This window comes from Actinomadura sp. NPDC049382 (genome assembly GCF_040677125.1).
Classification (GTDB): Bacteria; Actinomycetota; Actinomycetes; order Streptosporangiales; family Streptosporangiaceae; genus Spirillospora; species Spirillospora geliboluensis.
Genome location: NZ_JBFARO010000163.1, coordinates 1 through 17,627, shown reverse-complemented (window position 1 = coordinate 17,627; position 17,627 = coordinate 1). Strand labels below are relative to the sequence as shown.

18 protein-coding genes are annotated in these 17,627 nt (G+C 73.2%); 6 read left to right on the top strand and 12 right to left on the bottom strand.

Going from position 1 to position 17,627, the window contains the following annotated elements; all coding sequences use genetic code 11:
• Window positions 1–156: 156 nt before the first annotated feature.
• From AB0K34_RS42370 to AB0K34_RS42360, 3 genes are read right to left on the bottom strand one after another with little or no spacing between them, the layout of a single operon-like run.
• The gene (locus AB0K34_RS42370; RefSeq protein ID WP_364554314.1) at window positions 157–1,407 is read right to left on the bottom strand and encodes a CoA transferase; all 1,251 of its coding nucleotides are present in this window, start codon (window positions 1,405–1,407) and stop codon (window positions 157–159) included.
• Entirely contained in the window at window positions 1,404–2,387 is a 984-nt protein-coding gene (locus tag AB0K34_RS42365) for an LLM class flavin-dependent oxidoreductase (RefSeq protein WP_138632991.1), read from the bottom strand. The genes AB0K34_RS42370 and AB0K34_RS42365 overlap by 4 nt, the downstream gene beginning before the upstream one ends.
• Window positions 2,384–2,902: a MaoC family dehydratase gene (locus tag AB0K34_RS42360; RefSeq protein ID WP_138632988.1), complete on the bottom strand. Its 519-nt coding sequence runs from the start codon at window positions 2,900–2,902 to the stop codon at window positions 2,384–2,386. Before AB0K34_RS42360 ends, AB0K34_RS42365 begins: the two co-directional genes overlap by 4 nt.
• Window positions 2,903–3,058: 156 nt before the next feature.
• On the opposite strand from AB0K34_RS42360, the gene AB0K34_RS42355 reads away from it, so the two are divergent.
• Complete coding sequence (locus tag AB0K34_RS42355; protein ID WP_205719056.1) at window positions 3,059–4,096, top strand: nitrilase-related carbon-nitrogen hydrolase; 1,038 nt, start codon at window positions 3,059–3,061, stop codon at window positions 4,094–4,096.
• A 28-nt stretch (window positions 4,097–4,124) separates the two neighbouring features.
• The gene (locus AB0K34_RS42350) at window positions 4,125–4,577 is read left to right on the top strand and encodes a DUF3598 family protein (protein ID WP_138632985.1); all 453 of its coding nucleotides are present in this window, start codon (window positions 4,125–4,127) and stop codon (window positions 4,575–4,577) included.
• A gap of 17 nt (window positions 4,578–4,594) precedes the next feature.
• Here the strand turns inward: AB0K34_RS42350 and AB0K34_RS42345 are convergent, their stop codons facing one another.
• Window positions 4,595–5,335 (bottom strand): FadR/GntR family transcriptional regulator, encoded by a 741-nt coding sequence (locus AB0K34_RS42345; protein ID WP_138632982.1) that lies wholly within the window; start codon window positions 5,333–5,335, stop codon window positions 4,595–4,597.
• 129 nt (window positions 5,336–5,464) lie between these two features.
• Between AB0K34_RS42345 and AB0K34_RS42340 the strand changes: the two genes are divergently transcribed.
• Entirely contained in the window at window positions 5,465–6,958 is a 1,494-nt protein-coding gene (locus AB0K34_RS42340) for an AMP-binding protein (protein ID WP_138632979.1), read from the top strand.
• A gap of 86 nt (window positions 6,959–7,044) precedes the next feature.
• Window positions 7,045–8,295, top strand: coding sequence for a DUF4437 domain-containing protein (locus AB0K34_RS42335; RefSeq protein WP_301176987.1), 1,251 nt, complete (start codon window positions 7,045–7,047; stop codon window positions 8,293–8,295).
• A gap of 64 nt (window positions 8,296–8,359) precedes the next feature.
• On the opposite strand, the gene AB0K34_RS42330 is transcribed toward AB0K34_RS42335, so the two are convergent.
• From AB0K34_RS42330 to AB0K34_RS42300, 7 genes are all read right to left on the bottom strand, one after another.
• On the bottom strand, window positions 8,360–9,085 hold the full coding sequence (locus AB0K34_RS42330; RefSeq protein ID WP_338072527.1) for an ABC transporter ATP-binding protein: 726 nt from the start codon (window positions 9,083–9,085) through the stop codon (window positions 8,360–8,362).
• 5 nt (window positions 9,086–9,090) lie between these two features.
• Complete coding sequence (locus AB0K34_RS42325; RefSeq protein ID WP_138632970.1) at window positions 9,091–10,893, bottom strand: branched-chain amino acid ABC transporter ATP-binding protein/permease; 1,803 nt, start codon at window positions 10,891–10,893, stop codon at window positions 9,091–9,093.
• Entirely contained in the window at window positions 10,893–11,762 is an 870-nt protein-coding gene (locus AB0K34_RS42320) for a branched-chain amino acid ABC transporter permease (RefSeq protein ID WP_171068805.1), read from the bottom strand. The genes AB0K34_RS42325 and AB0K34_RS42320 overlap by 1 nt, the downstream gene beginning before the upstream one ends.
• Complete coding sequence (locus AB0K34_RS42315) at window positions 11,759–12,949, bottom strand: ABC transporter substrate-binding protein (RefSeq protein ID WP_171068804.1); 1,191 nt, start codon at window positions 12,947–12,949, stop codon at window positions 11,759–11,761. Before AB0K34_RS42315 ends, AB0K34_RS42320 begins: the two co-directional genes overlap by 4 nt.
• Window positions 12,950–13,148: 199 nt before the next feature.
• Window positions 13,149–13,952: an IclR family transcriptional regulator gene (locus AB0K34_RS42310; RefSeq protein ID WP_138632961.1), complete on the bottom strand. Its 804-nt coding sequence runs from the start codon at window positions 13,950–13,952 to the stop codon at window positions 13,149–13,151.
• Between the two features lie 14 nt (window positions 13,953–13,966).
• Window positions 13,967–14,311, bottom strand: coding sequence for a hypothetical protein (locus AB0K34_RS42305; RefSeq protein WP_205719055.1), 345 nt, complete (start codon window positions 14,309–14,311; stop codon window positions 13,967–13,969).
• Window positions 14,312–14,388: 77 nt separating this feature from the next.
• A complete protein-coding gene (locus AB0K34_RS42300) occupies window positions 14,389–15,009 on the bottom strand; it encodes a hypothetical protein (RefSeq protein ID WP_138632955.1) in 621 nt (206 codons plus the stop codon).
• Window positions 15,010–15,096: 87 nt separating this feature from the next.
• On the opposite strand from AB0K34_RS42300, the gene AB0K34_RS42295 reads away from it, so the two are divergent.
• The gene (locus tag AB0K34_RS42295; protein WP_301176988.1) at window positions 15,097–15,963 is read left to right on the top strand and encodes a VOC family protein; all 867 of its coding nucleotides are present in this window, start codon (window positions 15,097–15,099) and stop codon (window positions 15,961–15,963) included.
• Between the two features lie 46 nt (window positions 15,964–16,009).
• On the opposite strand, the gene AB0K34_RS42290 is transcribed toward AB0K34_RS42295, so the two are convergent.
• Complete coding sequence (locus tag AB0K34_RS42290; RefSeq protein ID WP_301176989.1) at window positions 16,010–16,981, bottom strand: hypothetical protein; 972 nt, start codon at window positions 16,979–16,981, stop codon at window positions 16,010–16,012.
• A 133-nt stretch (window positions 16,982–17,114) separates the two neighbouring features.
• Between AB0K34_RS42290 and AB0K34_RS42285 the strand changes: the two genes are divergently transcribed.
• A complete protein-coding gene (locus tag AB0K34_RS42285; protein WP_138632946.1) occupies window positions 17,115–17,561 on the top strand; it encodes a DUF3598 domain-containing protein in 447 nt (148 codons plus the stop codon).
• Window positions 17,562–17,627 lie beyond the last annotated feature (66 nt).

The window sequence follows — 17,627 nt, the reverse complement described above, 5'->3', positions numbered from 1 at the left end:
GTCGTAGCCGTAGGTGTCGGTGCGGTTGCCTGCCGGCCCGGTCTGGGTGACCTGGGTGACCGTCCAGCAGGTGCCGGACGGCGGCGCGGCGCACGGTCTCGGGGACGTCGTCGAGGGTGAGCCCGAGCGCCCAGCCGGCCAGTTCGCGGGCGACCGTCATGCCGGGTCCCGCTCGTCGGCGCCGAACGGGTGGTCGGTGCCGAACGGGTGGTCGGGGCCGAACGCGCCGGCCTCCGCGAGTTCGGCGACGCGCTCCCCGGTCAGGCCGAGCACCTCGGCGGTGACGTGCGCGAGGTCCTCGCCGCGCTGCGGGGCGCGCCGGTAGGCGGGCGGCTCCGTCCCCGCCCGGACCGGCGAGGCGAGGTTCTGCAGCGTCCCGTAGCGGGGGTGCTCGGTCTCCACCACCAGGCCGCGCGCGGCGGTGTGCTCCTCGGCGAGCGCGGCGGCCACGTCGTTGACCGGCCCGCACGGGATCGCGGCGGCGTACAGCGGCTCCAGCCATTCGGCGACGGTCCGGGCCAGGAACAGCGGTTCGAGGACGCCGAGGAGGTCGGCGGCGTTGCGCTGCCGGTCGGCGAACGTCGCGAAGCGCGGGTCCTCGGCGAGGTCGGGCCGCTCCAGGACGGCGGTGAGGCGCCGCCAGAACTTCTCCTTCGCGCAGCCGACGACGAGCCAGCCGTCCTTGGCGCGGAAGTTCTGGAACGGCACGAGCGACGGGTGCGCCGAGTGCCGGGTGCGGGCCGGGGTGAACCCGGCGTTGAGGTGCCAGACGCCCGGATAGGTGAGCATCGAGATGGCGGTGTCGTAGAGGGAGACGTCGCAGTCCATGCCGACGCCGTCGCGGCGCGCGGCGTGCAGCGCGGCGAGCAGCGACAGCACCGCGACGTAGCCGCCGGAGTAGTCGACGAGGGACAGGCCCGACTTGGCGGGCGGCCCGTCCGGCTCGCCGGTCAGGTCCATCCAGCCGGCGAGGCCCTGCAGGATGTAGTCGTAGCCCGGTTCGTTCGCGCGCGGCCCGGTCATCCCGAACCCGGTGAGCGAGCAGCACACGATGCGCGGGTTGATGTGCTTGAGGTCGTCGTAGGTGATGCGGAGCTTGGCGGGGACGTCGCCGCGCAGGTTGGAGTAGACCGCGTCGGAGACCCGGACCAGCTCCTCGAACACCGTCCGGCCCGCGGCGGTGGACAGGTCCACCGACACCGACCGCTTGTTGCGGTTGAACGCCTCGTGGAACAGCGAGTCCTCGCCCTCCGCGTACGGGGGGACGTAGCGGCCGACGTCGCCGCCGGTCCGGGGGTCCTCGATCTTGATGATCTCGGCGCCGAGGTCGGCGAGGTGCAGGGAGCCGAACGGTCCCGCGCCGTACTGCTCCAGCGAGACGATGCGCACGTCCTCCAGCGGCCTCATGTCAGCTCCTTGATCAGGTCGATGATCCGGGCCTGCGCGGTCCGGATCTCCGCGGCGGCGAGCCCGTGGGTGGGCGGCGTCAGCTTGATCGTCGCGGCGTGCCCCGCGTACCCGGCGATGCGCTCGGCGACCTGGTCGGCGGTGCCGGCCAGGGTGAGCGCGTCGACCATCCGGTCCGGCACGGCGGCGGCGAGGTCGTCGGCGCGGGCGCCGGCCCGGAACGCCTCGACCACCGTGTCCTGCTCGGCGGCGAGGTCGTGGAAGGCGAAGAAGTCGGCGTAGGTCCGGACGGAGGCGTAGAACCCGGCGAGCCCGGCGGCGCGGCGCCGCGCCGCCGCCGGGTCGGCGTCGATCGAGCAGGCCGCCGAGACGACCGCGTCCACGCCGGGGCGCAGCAGCGGCAGGGCGCGCTCGCGCAGCCACTCCGGCGAGCACAGCTCGTGCGAGATCCAGCCGTCGGCGACCTCCCCCGCGAGCCGGGTCATCACCGGCCCCATGCCCGCCAGGTAGATCGGGAACGGGACGGCCGGGAACGGGCGCTGGTAGCCGCGCACCCGCAGGCTCTCCAGCTCCCCCTCGACGGTCATCGGCTCGCCGGACGCGGCGTGCGCGGCGAAGTGCCGGATGATCCGGACGGTCTCGCGCAGCCGCGCCGCCGGGCGCTCCCAGCGCACCCCGTGCCAGTCCTCGTTGAGCCGCCGCACGCCGCTGCCGAGACCGAGGACGAACCGCCCGCCGGACAGCTCGGCGAGGTCGAGGGCCTCCAGCGCGGTGGTCATCGGGCTGCGGGTGAAGGCCAGCGCGATCGCGGTGCCGACCTGGGCGCGGGCGGTGCCGGCGGCGACGGCCGCCGCCGACACCGTGGCGCTGCGGTGCAGCTCGGGGACCCACAGGGCCTCGGCCCCGGCCTCCTCGGCGGCGCGCGCGGCGGCGACCATCTCGGCCAGGGTCTCGCCCCACGGCCCGTAGGTGATCCTCATGCCGTGAGCGGGCCGTTCTTGGCCTCGGGGAAGTAGCCCTTGTCGTGCGGGGCGTCGCGCTTGTAGACCATGACGGTCCGCGTCCAGGAGACGACTTCGTCGCCGTCCTGGTTCAGGCCGCGGGTCCGGGCGGTGACGATGCCGGCGTAGGGGCGGGACGCCGACTCGCGCATCTCGGTGATGAGCGACTCGGCGTAGACCGTGTCGCCGACGAACACCGGGTGGGTGAGGCGGATGTCGGTCCAGCCGAGGTTCAGCAGCGCGTTCTGGCTGACGTCGATCACCGACAGGCCGAGGACGAGCGCCACCGTCAGCCCCGAGTTCACGATGATCTTGCCGCTGGGCGAGCGGCCGGCGAAGTCGGCGTTGAAGTGGTTCTGGTTCGTGTTCAGCGTCAGCAGCGTGAACCAGGTGTTGTCGGTCTCGCCGATCGTGCGGCCGAACGGATGACGGAACACGTCGCCGACGGCGAAGTCCTCGTAGTACCGGCCGATCTGGGCCTCATGGACGGTCAACCCGCACCTCCTCGGGGGTTTCACCCCTTCCGGAGGGGCTGACTCCGAACCTAAAGGTCAGACTTTTCTCCCGTCAAGACCCCGACCCCCTTGCATGCCGCTCAATATTCCGCTTAGCGTAACGGCGTTCCGTCAAAAGAGGGAGGTGGGCAGGCCGTGGATCCGACCCCGGAGCCCCCGCGAACCGACTACCGGGCGCTGGCGCTGCAGACCCGGACCGAGGCCGTCAACGGCCTGTCCCCCGGCGAGGCGCGCGACGCCATGGCGGCGTCCATCGCCCGGATCGGCGCCGAGGTCGCCGCCGCCAAGCGCTGGGTCGGCCCCGACCTGCGCCTGGTCGTGCTGCCCGAGTACGTCCTGACCGGCTTTCCGATGGGCGAGCCCGTCGAGCGCTGGCGGGACATGGCCGCGCTCGCCCCGGACGGCCCCGAGTACGCCGCGCTCGCCGCCGTCGCGGCGCGCGAGGGGCTCTTCCTGTCCGGGAACGCCTACGAGAGCGACCCGCACTTCCCCGAGCTGTACTTCCAGGCGTCCTTCGTGATCGACCCGGCCGGCGCCGTGGTGCTGCGCTACCGCCGCCTGCACTCGCTGTACTCGCCGACGCCCTACGACGTGTGGGACCGCTACCTCGACGTCTACGGCATGGACGCGGTGCTCCCCGTGGCCCGGACCGAGATCGGCGCCCTGGCCTGCATCGCCTCGGAGGAGATCCTCTATCCCGAGCTGGCGCGGGCGCTCGCGCTGCGCGGCGCCGAGGTGTTCTGCCACTCGACGTCGGAGGTGACGAGCCCCGCGCTCACCCCGAAGCAGATCGGCCGGCGCGCCCGCGCCGTGGAGAACCTCGCCTACGTGGTCTCGGCCAACAGCGGCGGCCTGCACGGCATCCCGATCCCCGGCGACTCCACGTCCGGCGGCTCCGAGGTCGTCGACTACGAGGGCCGGGTGCTGGCCGAGGCCGGCGGCGGGGAGAGCATCGTCGCCTCCGCCGAGATCGACCTGGCCGCGCTGCGCCGCAACCGCGCCCGCCCCGGCATGGGCAACCTGCCGTCGCGGGTCAAGCCCGCCCTGTGGGCGGACGAGTACGCGCGCCACGACGTCGAGCGCCCGAACGGGCTGGACGGCCGCGCGCCCGACCGGGCCTGGTTCGCCGAGCGGCAGCGGGACTCGATCGCCCGGCTCGCCGGCCCCCGCTGACACCGACCCCCGCAGGAGAGGAAGACCGATGGGAACGATCCGCGAGGACATGCCGCTGCTGGCCCGGCACGAGGGCAGGTGGCGGGGCACCTACACCTACATCGACGCCGCCGGGACGGTGACCGACCGGCACGAGTCGCTGCTGACGTGCAGCCTCCCCGAGGACGGCGAGTACGACTACCACCAGGTCAACGAGTACACCTGGCCGGACGGACGCACCGAGACCCGGGTCTTCCCCGGCGTCTACCGGGGCGGCGGGCACTGCGCGTTCGACACCGAGCGGCTGCGCGGCGAGTTCTGGGAGCTCGACGAGCGGGTCATCTACCTGAACTGGATCTACAAGGAGGAGGGCGAGGACCTGCGCCTGTTCGAGCTGATCCACCTCAGCGCGGACGGCGGCCACCGCAGCCGCGTGTGGCAGTGGATCAGGGACGGCGCCTGCTACCAGCGGACCCTCATCGACGAGGTCAAGATCGAGTAGGCGGGCCGGGCGCTCGTTCAGGAGCCGGCGAGGCGGGTGCGGTCGATGGTGGTGTAGGTCTCGCGCAGGTTCTCCAGGTGCGCGTGGCACGCCTCCCGGGCGCCCGCCTCGTCACCGGCCTCGATGCGGTCGAGGATCGCGCGGTGGTCGTGGTCGACCCCGTACCAGAACCGCGTCGGCGCGTTCTCCCGCAGGAACCGCTCGTTGAGCACCCGGAACACCGGCTGGGTGACGACCTCCAGGAACGGGTTGCCCGCCATCTTCAGCAGGACCGCGTGGAAGTGCCGGTTGGGCGCGAAGATCTCCGCCGGGTCGAGCGCGCTCGGGTCGAACAGCGAGCCGCGCAGCTCGGCCCGGCCCTCGTCGGTGCCGCGCACGGCGGCCAGCCCGGCGGCCGGCACCTCCAGCATCTCCCTGATCTCCAGCAGCTGGTCGACCGTGATCTGGGTGTCCAGGGTGAGCAGGTTGAGGCTGGTCGCCAGGTACTCGGTGATCTGGTCGGGCTGCGGGTAGGCCACGAAGCTGCCGCCCGCGACCCCGCGGGTGGTGGTGATCAGGTTCTGGCTGGCCAGCAGCCGGAGCGCCTCGCGGACGGTGCTGCGGCTGACCCCGTGCTCGGCCGACAGCTCCGGCTCGATCGGCAGCCGGTCGCCGGGCCGGAACTCGCCGGCGATGATCCGGTCGCGCAGCTGGGCCGCGATCCCGGCGTACGCCGGGACGGGAGCGGGCGGCCGGTCCGATGGTCTCTCGACGGTCACGCGGCCATCGTACGGTAAACGTCAGACTTTCTCGAAGCCAGGCATTGACTCCCCGTGCGCGCACCCGGCAAGCTCTCGAAGTACGCCGATCGGAACTGTATTCCGATCTACGGAACACGGAGGTGGGGCATGGCAGTACTCCCCGGCGGCGCGGCGCTCACCATGGCCGGGGGCGTGCGGGAGTTCGCCGCCTCGACACCCGACACCGTCGCCGTCGTCGACGGCGACCGGAGCCTCACCTACCGGGCGCTGGACGAGCGCGCGAGCCGGCTCGCCCAGGCGCTGCTGGCGCGCGGGCTGCGGCCCGGCGACCGCGTCGCCGTCCGGCTCGGCAACCGGCTGGAGTACCCCGAGGTCATCGCCGCGGCGGCGAAGGCCGGGCTGGTCCTCGTCCCCATCGGAACGCGGCTCACCGAGGCCGAGACGGCCTACATCCTGGAGCACTCCGGCGCCCGCGCCCACCTCTCCGACGAGGAGCCGCGGGCCCCCGTGGAGGTGGTGCTGCGGATCGGCGGCACGGGGGCGGCCTCGTACGAGAAGGCGCTCGAATCGGCCCGGCCCGACGACCCGCGGGTCCCCGTCGACGAGAACGACCCGTGCTGCCTCTACTACACCTCGGGCACGACCGGGAAGCCCAAGGGCGTCCTCAGCAGCCACCGCGCGCGGACCCTCATGTGCTACCTGTCGGCGATGGAGTGGGGCCTCGGCTCCCGGCGCGTCAGCCTCGCCGTCGCGCCGATGTACCACGGCGCCGGGATGGTCTTCGACTACGCGCCGGTCGTCGCCGGCGGCACCGTGGTGATGCTGCCCAAGTGGGACCCCGAGCACATGCTCGCCCTCGCCGAGCGGCACCGCGCGCAGTCGGCGTTCCTCGTCCCGACGCACGCGCAGACGCTCCGCTCGTCCGGCGCCCTCGACCGCCACGACGCCTCCAGCCTCGACACCCTGTACTTCAACGCGGCCGCCCTGCCCGCCACCTTGAAGGCGTGGGTCACGGAGGCGTTCCCGCACGCCGGCGTCCACGAGCTGTACGGCTCCACCGAGGCGGGCATCGTCACCAACTGCCGTCCCGCCGACGCCGCGCGCACCGGGTCCGTGGGGCTGCCCTGGTACATGACCGAGGTCCGCGTCGTCGACCCGGCGGGCGACCCCGTCGGCCCCGGCGAGCGCGGCGAGCTGTTCAGCCGCTCCCCGTTCCTGATGAACGGGTACCTGCGCGACGACGGCGCCACCGCCGCCTGCACGACCGAGGACGGCTTCCTCACCAGCGGCGACATCGTCGTCCGCGACGAGGACGGCTTCGTCTACATCGTGGACCGCAAGAAGGACATGATCATCTCCGGCGGGGTGAACATCGCGCCCCGCGAGGTCGAGGACGTGCTGGGCGCCTTCCCCGGCGTCGCCGACTGCGCCGTGGTCGGGCACCCCGACGAGCGGTGGGGCGAGCGCGTCGCCGCCTACGTCGTCGTCCTGCCCGGCGCGGCCGTCACCGCCGACGACCTCGTGGCCCACTGCCGCGAGCGGCTGTCCGGGCCGAAGGTGCCCCGCAGCGTCGACTTCCTCCCGGCCCTGCCCCGCAACGGCGCCGGCAAGGTCCTCAAGCGCGAGCTCCGCGCGCGCTGACCGCCGCGCGCCGCGCGCGCCGGCCACCGGGCCGTTCCGTTCCCGGCCCGGACTCACATTTCCCTACATCGAGAGAGGTGGCTCCTTTGCGACCCCACGTGGAACTCATCCAGGAGAACGACTACGTCTGGCACGCCGCCGAACTCGTGGGCGGCGAGGGCCGCGCCAGCGAGCGCCGGCTGTCGGTCGACGAGGAGGACGGGTCCTGCTCGCTCCGCGTCGACTTCCACACGGATTGGGGCCGCGGCCCCGGCATCCACCACGCCGACACCGAGTATCACGTGCTCGAAGGGTCGATGACCTACGGCGGCCGGCGGATCGGCAAGGGCGGCTACGTCTACGCGCCCAAGGGCGTCCCGACCGACGCCATCACCTTCAGCGAGGGCACCCGCATCCTGCACTACCGCGAGTACGGCGACGCCGGGTTCGACCCGGTGCAGAGCATCGAGGCGCCGCGCTGGAAGGACGCGCGCGAGGACGTCATCGTCATCGACTCCGAGGCGATGAAGTGGGACGCCGTCCCCAACCCCGGCCCCATGCCGGGCCTGTTCATCAAGTACCTGCACGTGGACCCGGTGACGGGCTTCTACACGCGGCTCGTCCACGCCCAGGAGGGCTGGACGGACCACCGCCTCGCGCACCACCCGTGCTACGAGGAGGCGTACACCGTCCAGGGGCACATGGAGTACAACTTCGGCACGCTGGACCTCGGCACGTACTTCTTCCGGCCCGCCCGCGTGAAGCACGGCCACTTCACCAGCATGGAGGGCGGCGCGACCTGGCTGCTGCGCTCCGACGGAGAACTGTTCAACTGGTACACCCAGAGCGAATGGGTCCGCTGGGGCGGCGAGGCGATCAACTGGGGCCCGTCCGACGACGGGCGCATGCGCTGGTCGATGTCGTCGCACGACATGGGCGCCGGCTCCCCCGGCCGCAGCGACCGCGACCTCGCCGACCTCCAGGCGTCGGTGCTGTACCAGCGCGAGCAGGGCCAGATCGACGAGGACTACGTCCAGCACGGCACGGGCGCCGACAAGAGCCTGATCGCCATCGCCAAGGCCATGGACGCCGCCCGCCTCCAGGGCGGCCACGGGCACGACCACGACCACGGGCACGACCACGATGGCGAGCACGACCACGGGCACGAGCCGGTCGCCGCCGACTGGGGGGCCGAGCCCGCGTCGCTGGAGCACGCCGACGAGCGCACCGACGACCTCGCCCACGTCTGGGGCGCCGGCCGCGTCTGGAAGGAGGGCGACCCCATCCCCGCCCCCATCCTGTCCAGCCGCCCGGTCCGCAGCCGCAGCGCCGGCCGCTGGAACGGCGACGGCATGTAGCACGGAAACCGTGAAGGAAGCCCCGGGCCGCTCGGCCCGGGGCTTCCTCATATAAGGGACGCGGTCAGGCGGCCGACTCGCCGCCGCCCAGGTACAGGGTCTTGACCATGGGGTCGGCCTCCACCTCCGCGGCCGTCCCGGACAGGCCGACGCGGCCCCGCTCCAGGACGTAGGCGCGGTCGGCCAGCCGGAGGGCGATGAGCGCCAGCTGCTCCACCAGCAGCACCGAGATGCCGCGCTCGGAGTGCAGCCGCTTGATGTAGGAGAACAGCTCGGCGGCCTTCAGCGGCGCCAGGCCGAGGGACGGCTCGTCCAGCACGAGCAGCTTCGGCTCGCTCATCAGCGCCCGCGCGACGGCGAGCATCTGGGCCTCCCCGCCGGACAGGGTGCCGCCGGCCTGGTCGCGGCGCTCGGCGAGGCGCGGGAACAGCTCCAGCACCTCGTCCATGAGCCGCTGGGTCCGGGCCCGGCTGCGCCGCAGCGCGAACCCGCCGAGCTGGAGGTTCTCCAGCACCGTGTGGTCGGGGAAGATCCGCCGCCCCTCTGGGACGTGCCCGATCCCGAGGCCGGCGCGGCGCCACCCGGGGACCCGGGTGATGTCCCGCCCGGCGAACGCCACCGTCCCGGCGGACGGCTTCAGCAGGCCGGACAGCACCTTCAGCGTCGTGCTCTTGCCGGCGCCGTTCGGGCCGAGCAGGACCACGAACTCGCCCTCCCCGACCGTCACGGCGACGTCGTCCAGGACCCGGACGCCGCCGTAGCCCGCCCGGATCCCGGTCATCTCCAGCAGCGCGGTCATGTCAGGTCCTCCACCAGGTCGGAGCGCCCGAGGTACGCGTCCAGCACCGCGGGGTCGGAGCGGACCTCGGCGGGCGCCCCGCAGGCGATCACCTTGCCGCTGTCGATGACGGTGACGCGGTCGCAGACGTCCATCAGGAAGTCCATGTTGTGCTCGATGAGCACCACCGCGAGGCCGTGGTCGCGGAACGCCCGGCACAGCCGCGCGAGCGCCTCGATCTCGGCGGGGACGAGCCCGGTGGCGGGCTCGTCGAGGATGAGCACGCGCGGGCTCGACGCCACCGCCCGGACGACCTCCAGCAGCCGCTTCTGGCCGTGCGACAGGGACCCGGCGAGCTGCGCCGACCGGCCCGACAGCCCGGCGAACGCCAGCAGCTGGGCGGCCTCCGCGCGGGACTCGGCCTCGCGGCGCCGGTAGCCCGGCAGCCGCAGCACCGCCGACGGCAGCCCGTACCGCTCGCGGCGGCGCATCCCGGCGAGGACGTTGTCGAGGACGGTCTGCTGCTCGAACAGGTGCGGGATCTGGAACACCCGCGTGACGCCGCGCTCGGCGACCTCGAAGGGGCGGTCCGGGGCCGGCTCGCCGCAGACCAGCACCTCCCCCGCGTCCAGCCGGTGGAAGCGGGTGAGGCAGGCGACAGTGGTCGACTTCCCCGACCCGTTCGGCCCGATGATGCCGTGGACGGTCCCGGCGGCGACGGAGACGTCCACGCCGTCCACCGCCTTGACGCCGCCGAAGTGCTTGACGAGCCCGCGCCCCTCCAGCGCGGGGACGTCCGGGTCGGCGGCGGGCGGCAGCACCGACGCGGGCAGGTTCCCGGACGGCTCGCTGTCCTCGCCCTCGGGCGGGCGGCCGAACCGGCCGCCCCGCCAGGTGCCGACGATGCCGCGCGGGACGAGCATCATCGCGAGCAGCAGGGTGCAGCCGAGGAACAGCGTGGTGTACCGGGCGTAGTCCTTGATCAGCTCGACCACGGCGGCGATGATCGCGACGCCGATCACCGGGCCGGCCAGCGTGCCGATGCCGCCGAGGAACAGGCCGACGAAGAACACCAGGCCGTTGTCCAGGATGCCGACGTCGGGGTTGATGAAGCCGAGCTGCAGCGCGTACAGGCCGCCGGAGAGGCCGGCGATCGCGCCGGCGACGGTGAACACCAGGATCTTGGTGCGGGTCGGGCGGATGCCCATGGCCGCGGCGGTGTCCGGGCTCTCCTTGACCGCCATGACCGCCCGGCCGACGCCGCTGCGCATCAGGTTGCGCTGCAGGACGTAGACCACGACCAGCGCGCCGAGCGTGACGTAGTAGAACGGGACCTTGCCGAGGCCGCCGGGGGCGACCCCGACGATGCCGTTGACGCCGCCGGTGACCGACTCCCACGCCTTCCCGCCCTCCACCGCGATCAGGTTCGCGGCGAGCGTGATCATGCCGAAGTACAGGTAGGTGGCGCGCAGGCTGATGACCAGGACGAGCGCGGAGAAGACCGCGCCGAGCAGCATGGCCAGCGCGACGCCCGCGAGCCACGGCAGCCCCGCCTCGACGGTGGTGTAGGCGACGGCGTACCCGCCGATCAGCTGCATGCCGGTGTGCATCATCGACAGCAGGCCGCCGTACCCCATCGAGAGGTTCAGCGAGATCGTCAGGATCGCGCTGATCGCCGCCGCGGCGACCAGCCCGTTGTAGTACGAGGCGTTGTAGCTGTAGAAGTCGGTGATCGCGGGCCAGGCGAGCAGGACCGCGGCGGCCGCCGCGGTCAGCAGCGCGGGAAGGCCCCGCCGCAGGACGTCGTGTGCACCCTTCATCAGTGCGCCTCCATCGGCTTGCCGAACAGCCCGGACGGGAACGCCACGAGGATCAGCGCCAGCAGCCCGAAGACGACGAAGTCCCCGGTCGTGGCGCCGGCGAGGTTGCGGACCACCGCGTCCAGCAGGCCGACGATCAGGCCGCCGGCCAGCGCGCCGCGCGGCGAGCCGACCCCGCCGATCACCGCGGCGATGAACCCCTTGATGGTGAACATCAGCCCGGAGGCCGGGCCGATGAACAGCAGCGGCGCGGCCAGCACGCCCGCGAAGGCGCAGATCACCGCGGCGATCACGAAGCTGAGCAGGACGACCCGGCGGACCGGGATGCCCATGATCACGGCGGCGTCGGCGTCGTGCGAGGCCGCCCGGATGGCGCGCCCGTAGGCGGTGCGCCGCAGGAACAGGTCGTAGCCGGCCATCACGGCGAGCGCGACGCCGATGGTGAGCAGCTGCTGCCAGGCGAGCCGCTGCCCGAACACCTCCAGGTGGCCGGGGGCCAGGGCGCGCGGGCGCAGCGCGTCCACGTCGAAGTAGCGCAGCGTGAACAGCGCCTGGAAGATCATCGCCGCGGCGAGGGTGGCGATGATCCAGGCGTACCGGGACCCGGACAGCCGCACCGGCAGCATGATCATCCGCTCGCTGAGCAGGCCCATGGCCGCGCCGAGCACGAGCGTGGCCAGCAGCGCCGCGGGCCACCCCCACTGCCACAGCGCGACCACCTGGTAGCTGACGGCCGCGCCGAGCACGACCGGCTCGCCCTGGGCGAAGTTCAGCACCCGGGTGGGCTGGAAGACGATCGCCAGCGCCAGCGCGACCAGCGCGTACACCGACCCGGCGAACAGGCCGTCGAGCCAGACCTGCGCGCTCACGACGGGCTGATCTCCGTCGTGTACCAGCCCTTGCCGTCCTTGTTCCACTGGTACAGGTGCACCTGGTGGTAGAACTCGTGGCTCGGGCCGGGCTTGATGGCGTTGCCGGACGGGGTCTTGTCCGCCGGGACGTCCAGCGCCTCGATCGCGGCGGCGAGCTTGGCGGCGTCGGTGCTCTTGGTGGACTTCACGGCCTGCTCGAAGGCGAACAGGCAGTCGGCGGTGATGGCCGCGCCCTTCGGCGACTGCGCGCCGCTCTTCGGCCCGACGTTCTTGCCGTACTTCTGCTCGATCGCCTCGGTGTGCGTCCGGTATCCGGGCATCCACTCCGACCGGGACTTGCGGGTCGGGTACTCGTACAGCGCGGCGGGGAACACCGCACCCTTGGCCGCGTCCCCGGCCGCCTCGATGAAGGAGATGTTCTGCATGCCGGACCCGGCGCCCACGATCTTGCCCTTGTAGCCGGCCTGCGCGGCCGCCGCCATCGTCTTGGCGCCGCCGACGCTGCTGGAGATCATGATCGCGCCGGCGTCCCCGAACTTCTCGACGTAGGCGCGGTGGCTCTGGTCGTCGGCCCGGCTGACCTGCCAGCCGAGGTACTCGATGCCCGCCTCGGGCAGCAGCTTCTTCATCAGCGCGTCGGTGTTCTTGCCGGTGTCGTCGCCCTCGTAGACCAGGCCGAGGGAGGTGACGCCCTCCTGCTTCAGCCAGCTCACGACCATCCGGCCGTCGAGGTCGAAGGGGTCCTGCGAGCGGAAGCCGTACTTGAGGTCGGCGAAGCTGCCCGTGGAGACGGCGGGCTGGCAGTTGAGCTTCCCGCTCTTCTCGTAGGTGCCCTTGGCCGCGTCGTAGAACGCGGTCAGCGACGGGCCGATGACGAGCTTGACGGCGTCGTTGCCGGCCATCTCGTTGGCCGCCTGGACGGCCTTGCCCGGGTCGAGGCCCGAGTCGCGGGTGACGAGCTTCAGCTGCGAGCCGTCCAGCCCGCCCGCCTTGTTGATCCGCTCGATCTCGATCGTCAGGGAGTTCTGCTGGGAGATGCCGAGAACCGCGAAGGGACCGCTCATGGGCGAGATCAGCCCGATCTGGATCTCCGGTTTGTCACCCGCGGCCTTGCCCGAGCATCCGGTCGCGGTCACGGCGAGGGCCGCCAGCCCCGCGGCGACCGTGACGACTGATCTGCGCATGTGCACCTCCGCCAGGATGTTCCTGTTATCGGAACGCGGTTCCGTGACGTTGGACGCTATAAAGGCCCGCGCGGCAGTGTCAATAGGTCTGACTTTTTCGCTCATGACGTTTTTGTTACGCGGTGAGCTGCCGGAACACGGCCGGATGCCGCGCCCGCCGGCCGGCGGGCGCGGCACGGTGCGCCGCGCGCCGTCGCGGCTAATCGGAAACGTGCCCCATCAGAGCGGAAAGCCGTCCGGTCGCCGCGAGCAGCGCCCGGGCGCAGGCGTCCGCCTCGCCGCGGAACCGCTCCACGGGCCCGCACACGCTCACCACCGCCGCCGGGAGGCCGTGGTGGTCGAAGACGGGCGCGGCGACGGAGGCCGCGCCCGACTGGCGCTCGGCGAACGAGCGGGCGTGGCCGCGCCGCCGGATCTCCGCCAGCTCCCGGCGGAGCGCGTCCGGGTCGACGACCGTCCGGTCGGTGAGCCGGCTGAGATGGTCGCCGGCGAGGTACTCCTCGATGCGCGCCGCGGGCAGGAAGGCCAGGAACGCCTTCGACGAGGCGCCCGCGTGCAGTGGGAACGGGACGCCGAGCGACACCGACATGATCACCTCCCGGTCGGGGGTCACCTGGTCGACGTACACGCGCTCCGCGCCCGCCCGGGTCGACAGCGTCGCCGTCTCCCGGGTGGCCCGCGACAGCCCGGCCAACTCGGGCGCCGCCAGCCGGCGCACGTCGATGTGGTCGAGATAGGCCAGGCCGAGCCGCATCGCGGTCAGCCCGAGCGCGTACCGGCGGGTCTGCTCGTCCACCCGGACCAGCCGGCGGCTGCGCAGCGAGGTGAGGATCCGGTGGACGGCGGGCTTGGAGAGCCCGAGCGCGTCGGCGATCTCGGTGACCCCGAGCGTCGGGGCGCCCGCCTCGGCGAACAGCACCAGCACGTCCGCCGCCCGCTCCACCGTCGAGGCCGACTGCCCGGCCCGCTCGGCGGCGGCGCGGACGCCGGTCTCCCGGGACATCAGCGCCGTCCCGCTCAGCCGCGGCGCAGCCCGACGGGCACCGGCGGATCGGTGACGATCCGCGTGTCCAGGAACTCCCACCAGTCGTCCTGGGTGACGCGCTCGCCCTCCCAGTCGGCGTCGGCCTTCAGCCCGCCGAGCGCGGCGCGGTAGGCGCCCCACGCGGCCTCGTCCTCGAACGCCGCCCAGTTCTCCAGCGTGTAGACGTCGCCGATCACGCTGTAGTACCAGCGCACCTCCCTGACCATGGGGAGGTCGCGGTAGAACCAGCGCTCGCGGTCCTCCAGCCACGCCCAGAACTCCTTCTGGTTGCGCCGGGACCGCTCGCTGAGCTTCATCCGGTAGACGAGGTAGATCATGCGATGCCTCCTCATGTTCCGCTGTGCGTAACATCGTCACATAGGTTGTGGTGGGGACATCTTGCAACAGCTTTCCGCTAAATGGAACAGCCCGGCCGGACGAGGATCCGGCCGGGGCGTCCGGCCGGGAGCGGCTCACCGGGCCCGAACGCGGCCCAGCGCGGGCCGTCCGCGCCCGCCGGCCACAGCACGCGGACCGGCGAGCCGAAGCGCGCGGGCGCCCGCTCGTACAGCCGCGCCTCCCGGTCCCCTCCCGTGCGCAGCGGCAGCCCCGCCTCCGGAACGGGCACCGACAGCAGCGGCACCCGGCCGCCGGACGGGTCGGCCGGCGCGGCGCCCTCGCCCTCGGTCCAGGCCGGGACGCCGGAGAACCAGGCCAGCGCCAGCGCGCCTCCGCCGCTCACGGACGCGCGGCGGGTGACACCGGGCGCGATCCAGCCGCGGTCGCCCCGCTCGTAGGCCACGCCGGAGACGGTGAGGGCGCCGTCGAGGACGACGAACTCCTCGCCGCAGGCGTAGTGGCCCGGCCCCGGCCGGAGCCAGCCGGGCGGGAAGCGGACGAGCGAGGTGGACGACCCGTCCGCCGGGTCGACCTCCAGCCGGAGCAGCCCCACGGGCTCGTTCGACCCCGGGATCGTGAACGCCTTCCAGGGGAGCCCGGGGCGGGCCGGGTCCGCGTCGGCGAGGTGCAGGGGCATGAGCCTCTCCCATCGCTGTTTCTATTCTCGGAACAGTGTTTCAGATAGCATGCGCCGCGTCACCGGTCCCGACCCCAGGGAGTCACCATGCTCACCAGCCCCCGGTACGCCGTGCTCGGATGCCACGACCTCCCCGCCGCCGCGGGCTTCCTGTCCGTCCTCGGCTTCCGGGAGCGGCGCCGCGGCGTCCTCGGCCGGGACGCGGCGGCGGCCCTGTACGGGCTGTCCGGGCCGGCCGAGGAGGTGCTCTACCTCCCCGAGGGCGCCGGCGCCGGGGGCCTCGTGCTCGTCGCCGCCCCCGAGGGCGGCACCGGGATCGCCTCCGGCGGCTACGCCGTCGACGTCTACACGCGCGACATCGAGGCGAGCGTCGCGGAACTCACCGCGGCCGGCGGCGCCCCCTCCCCCGTCGCCCGGTGGGAGCTCGGCGGGCGGCCCTTCGCCGAATGCGGCCTCGTCGGCCCCGGCGGCATCCGGGTCGTCCTCGTCGAGGGCAGCTCCCGCCGCGCGAGCCTGCTGGACGCCGACGGCGAGCGGCGGCACTCCGAACTGCAGGCCGCCGTCCACCTCGCCCACGGGTGCGACGCCGGGTTCTGGACGGGCCTCGGCCTGCGGACGCTCTACTCGCAGCGGCTGGTGAACCCGGCCGTGGCCGCGCTGATCGGCATCGACCGGCCGGACGCCGAGATCGTCCTCGACCTGTTCTGGGACGGGCACGGCGCCCGGCTGGAACTGATCAGCTTCCCGGGCCTGGAACTGCCCGCCGGCGACGAGGCGTTCACCTCCGGCATGCGCGCGGGCGTCTTCCCGGTCGCCGACCTGGACGCCGCCCACGCCCTGCTCACCGCGGCCGGCGCGCGCACGGGCGCCATCGTGGACAGCGCGCTGCGCGGCGGCCGCGCGTTCACCGCCACCTCCCCCGACGGCGTCCACCTCGAACTCTGGACGGCCTGACCGCAGCGCCGCGAACAGCCCCGCGCGGCGCACACCCGCGACCTCGTCAGGCGCGGGGCTCGTACAGCGTCACGCTGACGCCGTTCGGCGTGGTGACCGACGCCGCGGCGGCCTTGCCGTGCAGCGGGTCGTCGGTCTCCACGGGCGCGGCGGACACCACCGCGCCGCCCGTCCGGCGGACGCTCTCCAGCGCGGCGCCGAGGTCGCGCGTGCGGACCGTCCAGCCGCTGTGCCCGAGCGAGCGGCCGGGGCGCTGGACCGGGCGCCGGTCGACCCGGTGCTCCCCCTCGGCGGAGGTGACCTCGATGCGGGCCGTCCGCTCCCCGGCGAGGAACGCCAGCCGCATGCGGGTGCCCGGCGGCAGGCCCGCGACCGTGTCGAAGCCCGGCGAGGAGAAGACCACGTCGTACCAGACGGACATGCCGAGGCCGTCCGGCCCCCAGAACGCCACCTCAGCGCCGGCGTCGGGGACGTGGCACACCACCGAGGTCAGCTCGGTGTAGGGGCGCCCCGGGTCGGCCTCCCAGGCGGCCGTCCCCCGGATCGCGGCGGGCTGGACGAACACGACCGCGGTGCCGTCGGGCGCGGGGCACACGCCCTGCGTGACCTGGACCTCCCGGTCCCCCACGGCGACGCCGTAGGTGGCGGGCGGCGTCGACCACGCGATGCCGTCCGCGGCGAACCGGGCGTGCGCGGCCGCGATGTCGGCGGCGTACACGTCGATGCCGATCAGGCCGTCGTCGAGGTTGTGCGGGCGCGCGGCGGGCGCGAGCGGCTCCGGCACGCGGACCAGGTGGATCCGGCCGGTGCCGGCGCCCGCCGCGGCGAGCGCCATGGCCTCGACGTCGGCGGGCCCGGTGCCCCACAGGGCGTCCGCGGCCGCCGCGCCGACGGTGCCCCGCGCGGCGACCTCGTAGCCGAGGCGTCCGCCGAAGAACTCCAGGTGCGGGCCGAAGTCGGACACGCCGATGACCGCACCGGTGATGCCCTCGACCAGGGCCGGTCCGTGCTCGCTCATCCGAGATCCCTTCGTGTTCCAAACTGCGGAATGCTGTTCCAATTCAATGGAGGTTGACGCTAGGCTCGCGGGTGGCGGGCTGTCAACGCCCGCCGCACCGTCCCCCGCCCACGCGTCCGACCAGGAGGAGCCCATGCGCGCCGGAGTCCCGGGCATGCCCATCAACCGCCAGCACCTCGGCGAGTGGCGGGGTGAGTACGTCCACCTCGACGCCGGCGGGACGATCGTCGACCGGCACGCCTCGCACCTGAAGTGCTGGGTCCCCGAGGACGGCTCGTACGACATCCGCCAGATCAACACCTACACCTGGCCGGACGGGCGGGTGGAGGCGCTGGAGTTCGGCGGGCGCATGCGGGGCGACGTCTGCCACTTCGACAACGACCGGATCATCGGGGAGATGAGCCAGGTGGACGCCCAGGCCATCGTGCTGACCTGGTCGTACAAGTCCGACCCCGGCAACTACCTCTACGAGCTCATCCAGCTCTCCCGCGACGGGCTGCACAAGTGCCGCACCTGGCACTGGATGGACGGCGACCGCCTGGTCAAGCGGACGATCATCAGCGAGTCCAAGGTCGCCTGACCCGCCCGCCCCGGCGGCCGGGGGCCCCGGCCGCCGGACGGCCGGTCAGCCCTCCGCCGCGCCGCG